General features: G+C 75.1%; 14 protein-coding genes. 1 reads left to right on the top strand and 13 read right to left on the bottom strand.

Annotation, left to right across the window (positions count from 1 at the left end):
- Positions 1-38: 38 nt before the first annotated feature.
- Entirely contained in the window at positions 39-1,982 is a 1,944-nt protein-coding gene (locus IFT45_RS04745) for an ABC transporter ATP-binding protein (RefSeq protein ID WP_192126963.1), read from the top strand.
- Positions 1,983-2,111: 129 nt separating this feature from the next.
- Here the strand turns inward: IFT45_RS04745 and IFT45_RS04740 are convergent, their stop codons facing one another.
- The 13 genes from IFT45_RS04740 to IFT45_RS04680 form a co-directional block, all read right to left on the bottom strand.
- Entirely contained in the window at positions 2,112-3,179 is a 1,068-nt protein-coding gene (locus IFT45_RS04740) for a Gfo/Idh/MocA family oxidoreductase (RefSeq protein WP_192126961.1), read from the bottom strand.
- Complete coding sequence (locus tag IFT45_RS04735) at positions 3,176-3,763, bottom strand: isochorismatase family protein (RefSeq protein WP_192126959.1); 588 nt, start codon at positions 3,761-3,763, stop codon at positions 3,176-3,178. The genes IFT45_RS04740 and IFT45_RS04735 overlap by 4 nt, the downstream gene beginning before the upstream one ends.
- Before the next feature lie 71 nt (positions 3,764-3,834).
- The gene (locus tag IFT45_RS04730) at positions 3,835-5,403 is read right to left on the bottom strand and encodes a D-alanyl-D-alanine carboxypeptidase/D-alanyl-D-alanine-endopeptidase (protein ID WP_082514428.1); all 1,569 of its coding nucleotides are present in this window, start codon (positions 5,401-5,403) and stop codon (positions 3,835-3,837) included.
- A 10-nt stretch (positions 5,404-5,413) separates the two neighbouring features.
- Positions 5,414-6,400 carry a Gfo/Idh/MocA family oxidoreductase gene (locus IFT45_RS04725; protein WP_192127376.1) on the bottom strand — a complete coding sequence of 329 codons (987 nt, stop codon included), beginning with the start codon at positions 6,398-6,400 and terminating at the stop codon, positions 5,414-5,416.
- Positions 6,401-6,522: 122 nt separating this feature from the next.
- Positions 6,523-7,200 carry a TetR family transcriptional regulator gene (locus tag IFT45_RS04720; protein WP_056053190.1) on the bottom strand — a complete coding sequence of 226 codons (678 nt, stop codon included), beginning with the start codon at positions 7,198-7,200 and terminating at the stop codon, positions 6,523-6,525.
- 14 nt (positions 7,201-7,214) lie between these two features.
- Positions 7,215-8,357: a DNA polymerase III subunit delta' gene (locus IFT45_RS04715; protein WP_192126957.1), complete on the bottom strand. Its 1,143-nt coding sequence runs from the start codon at positions 8,355-8,357 to the stop codon at positions 7,215-7,217.
- On the bottom strand, positions 8,354-8,980 hold the full coding sequence (tmk, locus tag IFT45_RS04710) for a dTMP kinase (protein WP_192126956.1): 627 nt from the start codon (positions 8,978-8,980) through the stop codon (positions 8,354-8,356). Before tmk ends, IFT45_RS04715 begins: the two co-directional genes overlap by 4 nt.
- Entirely contained in the window at positions 8,980-11,946 is a 2,967-nt protein-coding gene (topA, locus tag IFT45_RS04705) for a type I DNA topoisomerase (protein ID WP_192126954.1), read from the bottom strand. The genes tmk and topA overlap by 1 nt, the downstream gene beginning before the upstream one ends.
- Before the next feature lie 155 nt (positions 11,947-12,101).
- Positions 12,102-12,464 carry an Rv3654c family TadE-like protein gene (locus IFT45_RS04700; protein ID WP_219731549.1) on the bottom strand — a complete coding sequence of 121 codons (363 nt, stop codon included), beginning with the start codon at positions 12,462-12,464 and terminating at the stop codon, positions 12,102-12,104.
- A 25-nt stretch (positions 12,465-12,489) separates the two neighbouring features.
- The gene (locus IFT45_RS04695) at positions 12,490-12,801 is read right to left on the bottom strand and encodes a TadE family type IV pilus minor pilin (RefSeq protein ID WP_235491147.1); all 312 of its coding nucleotides are present in this window, start codon (positions 12,799-12,801) and stop codon (positions 12,490-12,492) included.
- 36 nt (positions 12,802-12,837) lie between these two features.
- On the bottom strand, positions 12,838-13,149 hold the full coding sequence (locus IFT45_RS16715) for a DUF4244 domain-containing protein (RefSeq protein ID WP_197982203.1): 312 nt from the start codon (positions 13,147-13,149) through the stop codon (positions 12,838-12,840).
- A 126-nt stretch (positions 13,150-13,275) separates the two neighbouring features.
- The gene (locus IFT45_RS04685; protein WP_192126950.1) at positions 13,276-14,217 is read right to left on the bottom strand and encodes a type II secretion system F family protein; all 942 of its coding nucleotides are present in this window, start codon (positions 14,215-14,217) and stop codon (positions 13,276-13,278) included.
- Positions 14,218-14,276: 59 nt separating this feature from the next.
- The gene (locus IFT45_RS04680; RefSeq protein ID WP_185231844.1) at positions 14,277-15,401 is read right to left on the bottom strand and encodes a TadA family conjugal transfer-associated ATPase; all 1,125 of its coding nucleotides are present in this window, start codon (positions 15,399-15,401) and stop codon (positions 14,277-14,279) included.
- Between the last annotated feature and the right edge of the window lie 253 nt (positions 15,402-15,654).

Below are 15,654 nucleotides of genomic sequence, written 5' to 3'. Positions count from 1 at the left end.
GCGACCCGTCGCCGCGACGACCGAGCACGAGAGGCACCATGAGCTCCGACACGAGCACCCGCAAGCGCGCCGCCACCCAGGCCGAGGAGGCGCGGGTCGGCTCGCCGACGCCGCCCCCGGCCCGCAGGGGCCTGGGTCGACGGCCGCGGCCGGAGGGTCCGCGCGCGACCTTCCGCCAGCTCGTGCCGTACCTGTTCGAGCACCGGAAGGTGATGGTGTTCATCATCGTGCTCAGCGTGCTGGGCGCCGCCGCCTCGCTCGCCCAGCCCCTGCTGGTCAGCCGCGTCATCTCGGTCGTCCAGGCGGGCGACCCCCTCGGCCGCCTCGTCTGGCTGCTCGTCGCGCTGGTCGTCGTCGCGGGCCTGATCAGCGGGTACCAGCACTACCTGCTGCAGCGCACCGGCGAGGGCGTGGTGCTCTCGAGCCGACGCCGCCTCGTCGGCCGCATGCTCAACCTGCCCATCAGCCAGTTCGACGTGCGGCGCACGGGCGACCTGGTGAGCCGCGTGGGCTCCGACACGACGCTCCTCCGCGCCGTCCTGACCCAGGGGCTGGTCGAGGCCATCGGCGGCTCGCTCACCTTCGTCGGGGCCCTGGTGGGCATGTTCCTCATCGACCCGGTGCTGCTCGGGCTCACCGTGCTCGTCGTGGCCGTCTCGGTCGCCGTCGTCGTGCTGCTCAGCGGCCGCATCCGCGTGGCCAGCCGCCAGGCGCAGGAGAAGGTCGGCGACCTGACCTCGTCGGTCGAGCGCGCGATCAGCTCGGTCCGCACCATCCGGGCCTCGGGCGCGACCGAGCGCGAGATCGCCGGCGTCGAGGAGGACGCCGTGGGCGCCTACCAGCGCGGCCTTCAGGTGGCGCGCATCTCGGCCCTCGTCGTGCCCATCGCCTCGGTCGCGATGCAGACGTCGTTCCTCGTCGTGCTCGGCGTGGGCGGCTACCGGGTCGCGAGCGGCTCGATCACCATCGCGTCGCTCGTCTCGTTCATCCTCTTCCTGTTCCTGATGATCATGCCGCTCGGCCAGGCCCTCGGCGCCGTGCTCAGCGTCAACCAGGCGCTGGGCGCCCTGGGCCGGATCCAGGAGATCCTCGACCTGCCCGGCGAGACGGAGCACGACGCCGAGACGGCGCGGGCGCTCGGCCCCGACGCCCGCGTCGACACCGGCGACGCCGTGACCTTCGAGGACGTGCACTTCCGCTACCCCGACTCCCCCGTCGCCACGGGGTCGGCCACCTCTCCCGGGGCCGTCGCCGCGGCCGCCGCGGGCGACCCGCAGGGCGAGGGGCCCGCCGCCGACGACCTCACCGTCCTCCACGGCGTCTCGTTCTCCGTGCCCGTCGGCCGGCGGACGGCCCTCGTGGGCCCCTCGGGCGCCGGCAAGAGCACGATCCTCGCGCTCATCGAGCGCTTCTACGACCCGACCGCCGGGGTCGTGCGCCTCGGCGGCGTCGACGTGCGGGCGCTCGACCGCGCCGAGCTGCGGGCCCAGATCGGGTACGTCGAGCAGGACGCCCCGGTGCTGGCCGGCACCCTCCGCGACAACCTGACCCTGGGGTCGCCCGACGCGTCGGACGACGACTGCCGCCGCGTGCTCGAGGCGGTCAACCTGACGGGCGTGCTCGAGCGCGGCGAGCAGGGCCTCGACGCCCAGGTCGGCGAGGACGGGGTGATGCTCTCCGGCGGCGAGCGTCAGCGCCTCGCCATCGCCCGGACCCTGCTCAACGCTCCCCCCGTGCTGCTCCTCGACGAGTCGACCTCGAGCCTCGACGGCCTCAACGAGCAGCGCCTCCGCGAGGCCATCGACGCGGTGGCCGAGAACAGGACGCTCATCGTCATCGCGCACCGGCTGTCGACCGTGGTCGACAGCGACCAGATCGTCGTCGTGGAGGCCGGCCGCGTCGTCGGCGTGGGCACCCACTCCGAGCTCGTCGTCAGCACGCCGCTCTACCGCGACCTCGCGAAGCACCAGCTCCTGGTCTGAGCGGCCGTCGCCGATCGGCACTGCCGTCGCCGCCGCCGGTCAGCGCCGCCGGTCAGCGCCGCCGGTCAGCGCCGCCGGTCAGCGCCGCCGGTCCGCGCCGCCGGTCCGCGCCGCTGGTCAGCGCCCTGGTCAGCCCTGCCGGGGCTCGGCCGACCGGCGTGCCCGCTCGACGACCTCGAGGGCGGCGACCGCGTCACGGGGGTCGACGGGCAGCGGCCCCTCCCCCCGCAGCGCCACGGCGAGCTGGGCGTAGAACGCGGGGTAGTCTCCGCGGTCGGTCGGCTCGGGCCGGGCGTCGGCGCCGATGCCCAGGAGGCCGGGCCGGGCCGGGTCCGAGAGCCCGTACCCCGGGTCGGCGGGCGAGACGCCCGCCGCGAGCTGCGCCTCCTGCGGGTCGAGCCCGTGCACGACGTACGCCCCCTGCGAGCCCAGGACCCTGAAGCGCGGACCGGGCTGGGCGGCCACGTGGCTCATCCAGAGGCGCGAGCGGATGCCGCCCGCGTGGCGGAGCGACACGACGACGTCGTCGTCCGCGACCGCTCCCGGTCGACGGACGGCGATCTCGGCGTGGACCTCCTCGGCGGGGCCGAAGAGCCTGAGTGCCTGGTCGACGAGGTGGGGGCCGAGGTCGAGGAGGATCCCCCCGCCCTGCTCGGCCGTGGCCGAGGCCTTCCAGCCCGCACGGTTGGCGGTCTTCCAGGGCTCGAAGCGCGACTCGAGGGTGTGGACCTCCCCGAGGGCGCCGTCGCGCACGAGGCGCGACGCGGTCAGGAAGTCGCCGTCCCACCGGCGGTTCTGGTAGACGGTCAGGGGCCGCCCGAGCGACTCCGCGAGCTCCACGAGCGCGCGGGCCTCCTCGGCGCTGGTGGCCAGCGGCTTGTCGACGACGACCGCCGCCCCGCGCCGCAGGGCCTCCGCGGCCACCTCGACGTGGGTGTCGTTGGGGGTCGCGACGACGACGAGGTCCAGCGCGAGCGGCCAGAGGCCGTCGACGGCGTCGACCACCTCCACGCCCGGGTGGGCGGCCCGGGCTGCGTCGGCCTTGGCCGGGTCGCGCGTGACGACGGCGACGAGGTCGTAGGCCGGGTCGACCGCGAGGAGGGAGGCGTGGAACACGCGGCCGGCGAGGCCGTAGCCCACGACGCCGACGCGGAGCGGGGCGCGCTCGTCGCCCCGCTCTGGGCCGGGCCCGGTCACGCGGCGACCTCGGTCGACGGGACGGTCTCGACCCCGGCGGCGCGCAGCTCGTCGAGCGCGGCCGCCGAGGACTCCGCCCCGACCCCCGCGACGAGGTCGGTCAGCACGCGGACCCGGAGGCCTGCCCGGGCCGCGTCGAGCGCCGAGGCCCGCACGCAGTGGTCCGTGGCCAGGCCCACCACGTCGACCTCGTCGACGCCTCGCGACGCGAGGACCTCCGCCGCGGAGGACCCGTCGCCCGTCACGCCCTCGAACACCGAGTACGCCGGCGACCCGGTGCCCTTGGTCACGTGCACGTCGACGAGCGTCGCGTCGAGGGCGGGGTGGTAGTCGGCCCCGGGCGTGCCCGCCACGCAGTGCACCGGCCACGAGTCGACCCAGTCGGGCTCGGCGCTGAAGTGGCCGCCGTTGTCGCCGTCGGCGGCGTGCCAGTCGCGGCTCGCGACCACGAGGTCGTAGCGACCGCCGGAGCGGCGGAGGTGCTCGGTGACCGCCTCGGCGACGCGGGCGCCGCCGGTGACGGCCAACGCGCCTCCCTCGGTGAAGTCGTTCTGGACGTCGACGACGATCAGGGCTCTGCTCATGGCACCATCTTCGCGCGCCGGGCCGCGAGGCGCACGCCGGGCGGCGGCGCCCGGGGACGGCGGCGCCCGGGTCAGGTGTTGGAGAGCGAGTCCCCGCAGCTGTAGACGGCCGCCGTGAGCGTGTCGAGGGCGACCCGAGCGTCGTCGCGGACGTCGCCGATCGCGTAGAAGGCGAAGGCGAGAGGAGTGCCGTCGGCCGCCGCGACGGTGCCGGCGAGCGTGTAGGCCGTGTCGATCCAGCCGGTCTTGGCGTGCACCGCACCGCGGGCGACGGCGTTGGAGCCCGTGAAGCGCGAGGCCAGCGTGCCCGTGCGGCCCGAGATCGGGAGGGCGTCGTAGACCACGCCGAGGCCGCCCTCGCGGTCGAGCACCTTCACCATGAGACGCGCCACGAAGGTCGAGGGCACGGCGTTGCCCTCGCTCAGCCCGGAGCCGTCGACGATGGTCACCGTCGACGCGTCGAGCCCGTACGCGCTGGTCAGCACCGAGCGGTAGAGCGTCGTGAGCGAGGCCGCCGAGCCGTCGGCCCCCGACTCCTTCGACGACGCGCGGGCCAGCATCTCGGCGAGGGTGTTGTCGGAGACGGGGAGCATCTGCGAGATGAGCGTCGAGACGGGCTGCGACGACACGGTGCCGAGCACGGTGGCGCTCGTCGCCGAGCCCGGGGCCATGGTCGCGCTGTCGGCACCGGCCACGCCGGCCGCGACGAGGGCGGCGCGGAAGGCGTCGCCGGCACGGGCGACCGGGTCGGTGCTGCGCGGGCTGGTCTGGGCGGCGGGGTCGGCGCGGTCGCCGTCGACCATGAGCGCCGTCACCTCGCTGTGGTAGCCGATCGTCTGCTCGGTGCGCTTCCACGACGGGTCCCACTTGTCGGCGGCGCTCCACCAGGTCGCGTCGAGCGTGATCTGGCTCACGGGCTGGTCGCCGAGCGAGGCCTTGACCTGGCCGGCGAGGTCGGCGAGCGTGGGAGCACCCGAGTAGACGCTGCGGCCCGTCGCGCTGAGCGTCGCGTCGCCGCCGCCGACGAGGGCGATCGAGCCCGTGCCGGGGTCGCCGGTGACCTGCGTGCGGAGGCGGTGGTCGGCCCCCAGCACCGAGAGGGCGACCGCGCTCGTCAGCGTCTTGAGCACGCTCCCCGTGCGGGCGGGCGTCGAGCCGTCCCGGTCGAGCAGGACCTCGCCGGTCGCGGCGTTCACGACGGTGCCCTCGAACTGGGCCAGGCGGGAGTCGGCGGCCGGGCCGGAGACCGAGCAGGTGCGGAGGCGCGTGGGGGCCGGGATCTCCCCCGGGACGGACCGGACGGGGTCGGCCTCGGCGGTCGGCGTCGGCGTCACGGTCACGGCGGCGGCCGGGTCGCTCGATGAAGGCGACGCGGACGACGCGGTGCCGCGAGACGACGGAGCGGTCGCGGCGCCGGCGGCCACGGCCCCGCCGCCGAGGAGGGCGAAGGCGGTCACGGCGGCCGTCACCAGGGCGGCGCGCGGGTGCTCGCGGACGAGGCGCCCGAGGCCCGCACGGGCGGGCGGGGCGGTCGTCGACGCGGTGCCCGTCGACCCGGTGCTCGTCGACGGGGCGCCCGTCGGGGCCTGGCCGTCGGCGGGCACGTCGGGGTGGTCGGTGAGGTCGCCCTGATCGTTCATCGGGGTCATCCTACGGAACGCGGACCGCGCCTCCGGCCTCTCCGGGGTAGCGGACGCCCACCTGCCGACGCATCTCGTCCATCACGCGCATCACCTCGAGCATGTCGGCGTGGGTCAGGGCGGGGCTCTCCCGTTCGCCGGCGGCGACGAGGCGCTCGAGCTCTACCGCCTGGTGGTGCATGCCGCGCAGCCCGTCGTCGACGGCGTCGTAGCGCTCGACCACGGCGCCCTCCGCGTCGAGGACGGTGAAGCCGCCCGGGGCGTAGAAGGTGGCGTCGACCTCGATGCGGCCCTCGCTGCCGTGGAGGACGGCGGTGTTCGCACCGGCGGTGTCGAGGGCGGCGAAGACCGTCGACGTGGCGCCGGAGGCGTGCAGCAGCGACGCCCCGATGCGCCGGTCGACGCCCTGGTCGCTGAGCACGCCGGTGGCGGCGACCGTCTCGACCGGCCCGAGCAGGTCGGCGGCGAACGAGACCGGGTAGACGCCGAGGTCGAGCAGCGCGCCGCCGCCGAGGGCGGGGTCGTTGATGCGGTGACGCGGGTCGGTCGGCAGCGCCTGGAGGTGGTGGGCCGTGAGGAGTCGCGGTTCGCCGACGACGCCGGCCCGCACCACCTCGCGGAGCCGCACCTGCTGCGGCAGGAAGCGCGTCCACATCGCCTCGAGCGCCACCACGTCGGCCTCACGGGCCGCGTCGAGCACCTCGGCGGCCTCGGCCTGGTTCACCGTGAACGGCTTCTCGACGAGGACGTGCTTCCCCGCGCGGATCGCGAGCAGGGCCGCGTCGCGGTGGAAGGGGTGGGGCGTGGCGACGTAGACCGCGTCGACCTCGGGGTCGGCGACGAGCTCCTCGTAGCTGCCGTGCGCACCGGCCACGCCGTGGCGGTCGGCGAACTCCCGCGCCTTGTCGAGCCGGCGCGAGCCCACGGCCGTGACCGTCAGCCCGGCGCCGAGCAGGTCGGCCGTGAACGCGTCGGCGATGCCGCCGGCGCCGAGGATGCCCCATCGAGTCGNACCTTCTCATTACGAGTGAGACGCTCTACCGACTGAGCTAAAGCGGCGGATCTCGATCAGATCGAGAACCCGTGCCTCTCGGCACGATCACCAACTGTAGCGGATTCTCAGAGCTCTCGCGTCACGACCCGGCGGAGGTCGGCGAACGAGTCCTCCATGCGGGCCCGCAGGCTGAAGCGGTGGTCGGCGGCGTGGTCGGCGTCGTCGTCGTCGATCCACTCGGCCCAGGCGTGCCGGAGCGCCGCGATGACGACGAGCGTGACGAGGTGCGCGCGGCTCTCGAGCAGCGCACGCCCTCCCCCGTCGGAGACGGCGGCGGACAGGCGCGGGTCGGCGGTGAAGCGACGCGCGACGATCTCGGAGAGGCGCTCCTCGAAGTCGCGCATCGACGCGATCCGCTTCGCGAACAGGTCGGGGTGGGCGCGCAGCACGATGCGACGGCGCTGCACGAGCTCACGGTCGACCGTGGCCGTCACGACGGCCTGGTCGAGGAGGGCGACGAGGCCGTCGAGGATGGGCTCGTCGTGCCCGTCCACGAACTGGTCGATGGCGGCGCCGTCGGGCAGCTCGGGCGGGTCGCCGACGACGGCCTCCTCCTTCGACGTGAAGTAGTTGAAGAAGGTGCGGGGCGAGACGTCGGCGCGGCGACTGATCATCTCGACGGTCACGGCGTCGAAGCCGTTCTCGGCGATGAGGTCGAGGACGGCGACCTGGATCGCTCGTCGGGTGGCCAGCCTCTTGCGCTCACGCAGTCCGGGAGGGGCTGTCGCTGTGGGGTCGGTCATGGGCACATCCTGCCTCACCGGACCGCGTGCCTGCTGACGGCGACCAGCATCGCCTCCAGCGCGAGGGCGGGGGCGACGTTCGACTCGATGCGCCGCCGGGCCACGCTGACCGCGTCCATCACGGCGAGGGTGGTGGCCGACGTCGAGGCCGTCACCGCCTGCTCGAGCTGCGGCCGGATGCTCTCGTTGACGAGGTCGTCGCCGACGCCGAGGTGCAGCAGGAGGACGTCCCGGTAGAGCGACAGCAGGTCGACCATGATGCGGTCGATGCCGTCGCGGAGGCTGCGCGTCGCGCGGCGCTTCTGGTCGTCGTCGAGGGCGCGCAGCTGGCTCCGCAGCGCGGGCGGGACGGTGCCGCCGGGCTCGACGCCCAGGGAGCGCAGGGCGCTCGCGCGCTCCTCCGCGTCGCGCTCCTCGGTGATGGCCTTGGCGTCGTCCCCCGCCACGGCGAGCATGGTGGAGGCGGCGATCACCGCGTCGGAGACCGAGCGGATGCCGAGGGCGGTCTCGAGGGTCGTCCGCCGTCGGGCGCGCGCCTCGGGGTTGGTCGCGAGCCGCTGGGCCATCCCGATGTGGCTCTGCGCCTCGCGGGCGGCGACCAGGGCGGTGGCGGGCTCGACCCCCCGGCGCTCGAGCAGGGCGGCGACGTCGTGCACGGACGGGACGCGGAGGCGCACGCTCCGCACGCGGGACCGGATCGTCGGGATGAGGTCGGCCTCGCTCGGCGCGCAGAGGATCCACACCGTGCGGGGCGGCGGCTCCTCGAGGGCCTTGAGCAGCAGGTTGGAGGTCCGCTCGGTCATCCGGTCGGCGTCCTCGATGACGACGACGCGGTACCGCCCGACGGAGGGCGAGAACTGCGAGGCCGCGACGAGCGACCGGACCTCGTCGATGGTGATGATGATGCGCTCCGTGCTCAGCACCGCGAGGTCGGGGTGCGACCGTGCCGCCACCTGGCGCGCGGTCGCCTCGTCGTCGTCGCCCCGGGCGAGCAGCGCCCCGGCGAAGGCGTAGGCCAGGTTCGAGCGGCCCGAGCCGGGCGGGCCGGTGATCAGCCAGGAGTGCGTCATCGACGAGTTCGCCGGGTCGGCCGAGGCCGCCGCCTTCAGGGAGTCGATGGCGTCGGCCTGGCCGGTGAGGTCGTCCCAGAACGTCACGGGCGGTCGAGGAGGGTCTCGACGCGGGACCGGACGGAGGCGGCGATCTCGTCGACGGGCAGGGTCGCGTCGACGACGAGGAAGCGCTCGGGCTCGGCGTCGGCGATCGCGAGGAAGGCGGCCCTGACCCTCGCGTGGAAGTCCTGGGCCTCGGCCTCGAGGCGGTCGTAGGTGGTGCGCGACGCGTCGAGGCGCGACCGGGCCGCGGCCTCGTCGAGGTCGAGCAGGACGGTCAGGTCGGGGGCGAGGCCCTCCACGGCCCAGCGCGAGAGGTCGCGCACCTCGTCGCCGCCCAGCACGCGACCGGCGCCCTGGTAGGCGACCGAGGAGTCGATGTAGCGGTCCTGCACCACCACGTCGCCGCGCTCCAGGGCGGGGCGGACGAGGGTGTCGACGTGCTGGGCCCGGTCGGCCGCGTAGAGGAGCGCCTCGGCGCGCGGGGCGATGTGGCCACGGCGGTGCAGCACGATCTCGCGCAGCTCCAGCCCCAGGTCGGTGCCGCCCGGCTCTCGGGTGCGCACGACCCGACGACCCTGCTCGGTCACCCACGACTCGAGCAGGCCCGCCTGCGTGGTCTTGCCCGAGCCGTCACCGCCCTCGAACGTGACGAAGAGGCCCGCCACTACTCGCCAGTCGAGTCGGTCGTCGACGACGCGGCCTCGGTCGCCGCCGCCTTCGCGGCCGCGGCCTTCGCGGTCGCGGCCTTCGTCGTGGCGGCCTTCGCGGTCGCGGCCTTCGCGGTCGCGGCCTTCGTCGTGGCAGCCTTCGTGGTCGCGGCTCCGGTCGTGGCGGCCTTCGTCGTCGCGGCCTTCTTCACGGGCGCCTTCTTGGCGGGGGCCTTCTTGGCCGGTGCCTTCTTGGCGGGGGCCTTGGCCTTCGGCTTCGCCGGGCCCTTGGCGCGCTTGTCGGCGAGCAGCTCGACGGCGCGGTCGAAGTCGACCTCCTCCACCGTCTCTCCGCGGGGGATGGTGGCGTTCGTCTCGCCGTCGGTCACGTAGGGCCCGAAGCGGCCGTCCTTGACCTTGATGGGCTTGCCGCTGACAGGGTCGGCCGCGAACTCGGCGAGCGCGCTGCTGGCTCGGCGGGCGCCGTACTTGGGCTGCGCGAACGCCTCGAGGGCACCGGCGAGGTCGATCTCGAAGATCTGGTCCTCCGAGGTGAGCGACCGGGTGTCCGTCCCCTTCTTCAGGTACGGGCCGTAGCGGCCGTTCTGCGCCTGGATCTCGTCGCCGCTCTCGGGGTCGAGGCCGACGGTGCGGGGCAGGTCGAGCAGAGCGAGGGCGGTCTGCAGGTCGATCGTGTCGACGCTCATGCTCTTGAAGAGCGACGCCGTGCGCTCCTTCGGGGCGGCCTTCTTCGCGGCGGGCTTCTTGGCCGGGGCCGCGGGCCCGGTCGCGGGCGCGGCGGCGGGAGCCTCGACGACCTCACCGGTCGCCGGGTCGGCCTCGACCTCCTCCGGCGTGCGCTCGGTGACGTACGGGCCGAATCGGCCGTCCTTCGCGACGACCTCCTTGCCCGACTCCGGGTTCGTCCCGACCACGCGGTCGCCCACGACGGGCGCCTCGATCAGCTCGCGCGCCTTGGCGGGCGTGAGCTCGTCGGGGGCGAGGTCCTCGGGCACGTTGACTCGCCGCGGGGTCTCCGGGTCGTCGCCGGGCGCCTCGAGGTACGGACCGTAGCGGCCGATGCGGAGCGTGATGCCCTCGCCCAGCGGGATGGAGTTGATGTCGCGGGCGTCGATCTCGCCAAGGTTGTCGATGACCTTGCGCAGGCCGCGGTGGGTCTCGTTGCCGAAGTAGAACCCGTTCAGCCAGTCGACCCGGTCGGCGTCGCCGCCGGCGATCTGGTCGAGGTCGTCCTCCATGCTGGCCGTGAAGTCGTACTCGACGAGGTCGCCGAAGTACTCCTCGAGCAGCCGGACGACCGAGAAGGCGATCCAGTTCGGCACGAGGGCGGTGCCGCGCGGGGTCACGTAGCCGCGGTCGACGATCGTCGACATGATGGCGGCGTACGTCGACGGCCGCCCGATGCCGAGCTCCTCGAGGGTCTTGACCAGGCTCGCCTCCGTGTAGCGGGGCGGCGCGCTGGTGTCGTGGCCCTTGGCCTCGACGTCGTCGAGGACGAGGTGCTGGCCCTCGGCCAGCACGGGCAGCTTCGCGTCGGCGGTCTCGGCGGCGCCGTGGCGGTCCTCGTCGCGGCCCTCCTCGTAGGCGGCGAGGAAGCCGCGGAAGGTGATGACGGTGCCGGTCGCGACGAACTCCGCCAGGGTCCCGGCGGCGGTGCGGGGCGTGATGCCCGCGACGTCGTCGGGCGTCGTCGCCGAGACGACGACCGAGGCCGTCGAGCCCTTGGCGTCGGCCATCTGCGAGGCGACGGTGCGCTTCCAGATGAGGTCGTAGAGCTTCCAGTCGTTGCCGCGGAGCGCGCCCTGCATCTCGCTCGGCGTGCGGAACGTGTCGCCCGAGGGGCGGATCGCCTCGTGCGCCTCCTGCGCGTTCTTGCTCTTGCCGGCGTACGTGCGGGGCTTCTCGGGAACCGTCTCGGCGCCGTAGAGGGAGGCCGCCTGCTTCCGGGCGGCGTTCGTGGCCTGCTGCGACAGGGACGGCGAGTCGGTGCGCATGTAGGTGATGTGCCCGTTCTCGTACAGGGACTGCGCGACGCTCATCGTCTGGCGGGCGGAGAAGCGGAGCTTGCGCGCCGCCTCCTGCTGCAGGGTCGACGTGGTGAAGGGCGCGGCGGGGCGCCGCGTGTAGGGCTTCGACTCGACCGACGAGACGACGACGTCGACGCCCTCGGCCTCGAGGGCCCGCGTCAGCGCCGTGGCCGACTGCTCGTCGAGCGAGACGGCCTCGCCCTTGAGCCGGCCGCGGTCGTCGAAGTCACGGCCGCTGGCGACGCGCGAGCCGTTCACCCGGACGAGCCTCGAGGAGAAGGGCAGCGCCTCCCCGTCGGGCTCGAAGGTCGCGGTGAGGTCCCAGTAGGAGGCCGAGACGAAGGCGAGCCGCTCGCGCTCCCGGTCGACGACGAGCCGAGTGGCGGCGGACTGCACCCGACCGGCGGAGAGGCCGGGGCCGACCTTGCGCCAGAGGACCGGCGAGACCTCGTAGCCGTACAGCCGGTCGAGGATGCGCCGGGTCTCCTGGGCGTCGACGAGCGCGGTGTCGAGCTCGCGCGTGTTCTCCTGCGCCTGCTGGATGGCGTCCTTCGTGATCTCGTGGAAGACCATCCGCTTCACGGGGACCTTCGGCTTGAGCTCCTGGAGGAGGTGCCACGCGATGGCCTCGCCCTCGCGGTCCTCATCAGTGGCGAGGTAGAGCTCGTCGGCGCCCTTGAGGGCGCGCTTGAGGTCGGAGACCGTCTTCTTCTTGGCGTCGGAGACGACGTAGTAGGGCTCGAAGCCGTTCTCGACGTCGACGGAGAACTTGCCCAGCGAGCCCTTCTTCAGCTCGGCCGGCAGGTTCTTCGGCTCGACGAGGTCGCGGATGTGGCCGACCGAGGCGAGCACCTCGTAGCCGCTGCCGAGGTACTGGGCGATCGTCTTGGCCTTCGCGGGCGACTCGACGATGACCAGTTTCTTCGTGCCTGGCACGGGACTCCTTGCATTGGGGGGAACGACGGGACCAGCCCCGGGAGGCCGGTCAGACGGTCGGCGGCGGGCGACTCGCGTCGCACCCCGACCAGCGCGACGGCGCTGACGTGTGCCGCCGACAGGCACACCATACACACACGCGGCGGGCGGCCACCTCACGGCGGGAGCCCGGGAGGCACGGTGCCGGTCGCCGGCGGACCCGCCGTCGCGGAGGCCCCCACGACCACCCCGGCGAGGCTCGTCGTCACCCTCACGGTGACGACCAGCTCGTCGACGCGGCAGCTCGTGAGGACGACGCCGTTGGCCGTCGCGAGGGCCCCGGCCCGGTCGCAGGGCGACCCCGCGACCAGACCGGCGGCGACGTCGGCCGCCGCCAGCGCCGCGGCGTCGGCGGCTCCGCTGACCCGGCTGCGCTCCGCCAGGGCGCGCCCGCCGCCCACGACGGCGACGGCGAGCACGACGACCCCCACGAGGACGGCCACGACCAGGACGGAGGCGGCCCCCTCGTCGCCGGGCACGGGGCCCGGCGCCCTCCCTCCCACGTCAGCCCCCGAGCGCCGGGGCGCAGCTGCGGGAGGTCAGGACGACGACGCCCGTGAGCGGGCCCGCGTCGACCGGTCGGCGGAGGACCACGCAGACGAGCCCCTCGCCCTCGGTCGACTGCACCGCGGCGCCGGGCGCGAGCTGCCCGAGCACCGCCGCGGCCCGCCCGCCGTCGCCGCGGGCCGTCTGCCGGGCGGTGACCGCCGCCGCGTCGGCGAGGCGGATCGACTGCGCGGCGGCGGCCGACGCCCCGACGACCAGCGCGAGGAGGAGCAGGACGGCGGGCAGCACGACCGCGAACTCGACGGTCACGCTCCCCGCGTCGCCGCGGAGCCCGCGGGGCACCCGTCAGCCCACCGACAGGGCCGACCGCACGAGGTCGCTGAGCACGGCCCGCACCTCGTCGCTGCGCATCACGGCGAGCAGCACGCCGGCGAAGCCGACCGCGGCCATGATGACGATGGCGTACTCCGCCGTCGCGGCGCCGACCTCCGAGCGCAGGTGCGCGACGAGTCGCCGGAGCCGCGGTGCGGCCCGGGGAACGTCGGGCCCGCCCGGTCGGAGCGCGGCGGACGACCTGGCGGGCGCGGACCCGCCCGCGGGCGCCGAGCAACGGCCGGGCGCCGAGGAGCGGGAGACGGATGTCTGGGCAGTGGTCATGAGGTCCTCTTCTTCTCGTCGTTCGCCGACCCGGCCGGGTCGGCGGGCCGCCGCGGCGACCTGGTGCGAGTGTGCGGCCTCCCCGGGCCCGGCCCTCGGGCGGGGACGCCGGCCTGGGGAGAGGGATCACAGGACGCCGGCGGTGGAGGAGACGAGTGCCGCGACGAGCGGGACGACCCCCACGAGCAGGAAGGCCGGGAGGACACAGGCCCCCAGGGGGAGCATCAGGGTCGACCCGAGCCGCGCCGCCGCCGAGCGCGCCGTGGTGGCGGCCTCCAGCCGCTCCTCCACGGCGGCGGCCCGGAGGAGCTCGGCCGCCGGCGCGCCCGCCCGCCGGGACAGCTCCAGGACGGCGGCGCCGTCGTCGCCGGACGGCCCGTCGACGAGGCACTCCTCCACGGCTCGGGCCACGAGCGCCACCGCCCCCTGCCACGAGCCGCCTCCCGCGAGCGCGACGGCCAGCAGCTCCAGCCGCAGGCCGGGCACGTCGCCCGGCGGCGTCGCTCCGCGGACGAGACGGGCGTTCCAGGCCCGAGCGGCGGCGACCAGGGCCCCGCCGCCCGCGAGGCACGCTCCGCCGAGGGGCGAGACCAGCACGGCCCCCGCGTCGACGCCGGAGCCGAGGGAGAAGAGGAGGCCGACCACGGGGAGCCCGAGCACGATCCGCGCGGCGGCGCGGGGGCCGGCGAGCGCCACCTCCACCTCGTGGCGCACCTCCTCGGACTGGCGCAGGGCGCGGGCGAACGACCTCAGGCAGTCCGCCAGGGGCGCTCCGCTCTGCTCGGCCACACGCCAGGCGCACGCGACCTGACGCCACTCCCTGTCCGCGCGGAGCCCGTCCGGGACGCGGGCGAAGGGCCTGCTGCGGAGGGCGTCGAGGAGGGCGACGGAGACCGGTGAGCCGCGGGCTGCCTGCGTGCCGATGCGCTCCGCGACGGCGGCCACCACGGCGTGGCGCTCTGACCCGGCGAGGTGCCGCCAGGCCGACGCGGGGGCCACTCCCGCCCCGAGCAGCACGGCGGTGCGCTCCAGGACGACGGCGACCGCCGTGGGCGGTGCCCTCCGCACCGGTCGACCCGGCTCGACGGCGACCGCCCCGTCGTGCCGCCTCAGGGGCCGCCTCCGCCTCACGGCTCCTCCGCCGCGCGGAGGCCCGCCCGGGCGACGAGCTCGCCCGACGGGCCCAGGGCCAGCGAGCCGATCTGCGCGAGCCGCCGACCACCGTCCCGGCGCTCGACGTGCAGCACGGCGTCGACGGCGCTGACCGCCTGCCGGGCGAGGGCCGACGGGGCCAGGCCGGCGACGGCGCCGAGGGCCTCGAGCCGGGCGGGGACGTCGGCGAGCCCGTTGGCGTGCAGCGTCCCCGCTCCGCCGTCGTGCCCGGTGTTGAGGGCCGACAAGAGGTCGCGCACCTCCACGCCCCGGCACTCCCCCACCACGAGCCGGTCGGGACGCATCCGGAGGGCCTCCCGCAGCAGGCGCGCGGTGTCGATGCCGCCCACGCCCTCGAGGTTGGGCTGTCGGGCCTCGAGCGAGACCACGTGCGGGTGCCGGAGGCGCAGCTCCGCGACGTCCTCGATGAGGACGACGCGGTCGCCCGGGTCGGCCGCGGAGAGGAAGGCCGCCAGGAAGGTGGTCTTGCCCGCCCCTCCCGCGCCGGTCACGAGGACGTTCGCGCGCCTCTCCACCAGCCCCCGCACGACGGCGTGGTCGCCCGGCGCGAAGAAGCCGGCGGCCGCGAGCTCGTCGAGGCCGAGCGGCTCGGGGCGAGGCAGCCGGACGGAGAGGAGGGTGCCCCTCGTCGAGACGGGCGGCAGCACGGCGTGCACGCGCACGCCCCCCGGCAGCCGCACGTCGACGCAGGGCGTCGCCTCGTCGACGTGCCGCCCGCCCCGGGCGACGAGCCGGGCGGCCAGTGAGCGCACGTCGCCCTCGGAGAGGTGCACGCGAGGGTCGGGGCGGGCCCCCGCGCCCCGGTCGACCCAGGTGCCCGCGCCTCCGTTCACGAACACGTCGGTGACGTCGTCGTCGAGCAGCGCGCTGAGCGGCCCCAGGTCGTGGCCGACCGCGCTTACGTCTGCCTCGCGGTGCGCGGAGGCTCCCCGGGCGGCCTCGACCTGTACCCCGGAACGGCCCGACGTACCCCGATCACGACCCCGCTTCCCGGGCACGTCGGGGACGTACCGCCCCGGCGGCCACCCGCGGGTGAGGTCGGGGTGACTCCGGGCAGCTCCACGATCGGTCTCGTCCATCCGCCGACGCTAGCCAGCGGCGGCAACGCAGACAGATCAGTGCACGCCGAGCCCGGAACGACTTCGTTCGGAGCGTCCTGGGGAGGGACGACGCCCCGGCCACCCGGGGGCGACGACCGGGTTAAACGAGAGGGGCGGCACCAGTCGGGGGGAACGGGTGCCGCCACGGCAGTGCTGGATCGGGGGGAATCGCTCGCACTGCCTGCCAGGACGAATCCCGACGTGCATCACTGTACCCCAGCTACCCGCTCGG

The sequence above is a fragment of the Frigoribacterium sp. CFBP 13707 genome, assembly GCF_014842245.1.
In the GTDB taxonomy this organism is placed as follows: Bacteria; Actinomycetota; Actinomycetes; order Actinomycetales; family Microbacteriaceae; genus Frigoribacterium; species Frigoribacterium endophyticum.
Note: the sequence above shows the minus strand (reverse complement) of the source record. Positions and strands in the feature narration are given on the sequence as shown.

Bases quoted from the DNA above. Each gene is read 5' to 3' on its own strand.
- IFT45_RS04745 (WP_192126963.1), top strand. From the start codon at position 39: ATGAGCTCCGACACGAGCACCCGCAAGCGCGCCGCCACCCAGGCCGAG.
- IFT45_RS04735 (WP_192126959.1), bottom strand. From the start codon at position 3,763: ATGAGCAGAGCCCTGATCGTCGTCGACGTCCAGAACGACTTCACCGAG.
- IFT45_RS04730 (WP_082514428.1), bottom strand. From the start codon at position 5,403: ATGAACGATCAGGGCGACCTCACCGACCACCCCGACGTGCCCGCCGAC.
- IFT45_RS04720 (WP_056053190.1), bottom strand. From the start codon at position 7,200: ATGACCGACCCCACAGCGACAGCCCCTCCCGGACTGCGTGAGCGCAAG.
- IFT45_RS16715 (WP_197982203.1), bottom strand. From the start codon at position 13,149: ATGACCACTGCCCAGACATCCGTCTCCCGCTCCTCGGCGCCCGGCCGT.
- IFT45_RS04680 (WP_185231844.1), bottom strand. From the start codon at position 15,401: ATGGACGAGACCGATCGTGGAGCTGCCCGGAGTCACCCCGACCTCACC.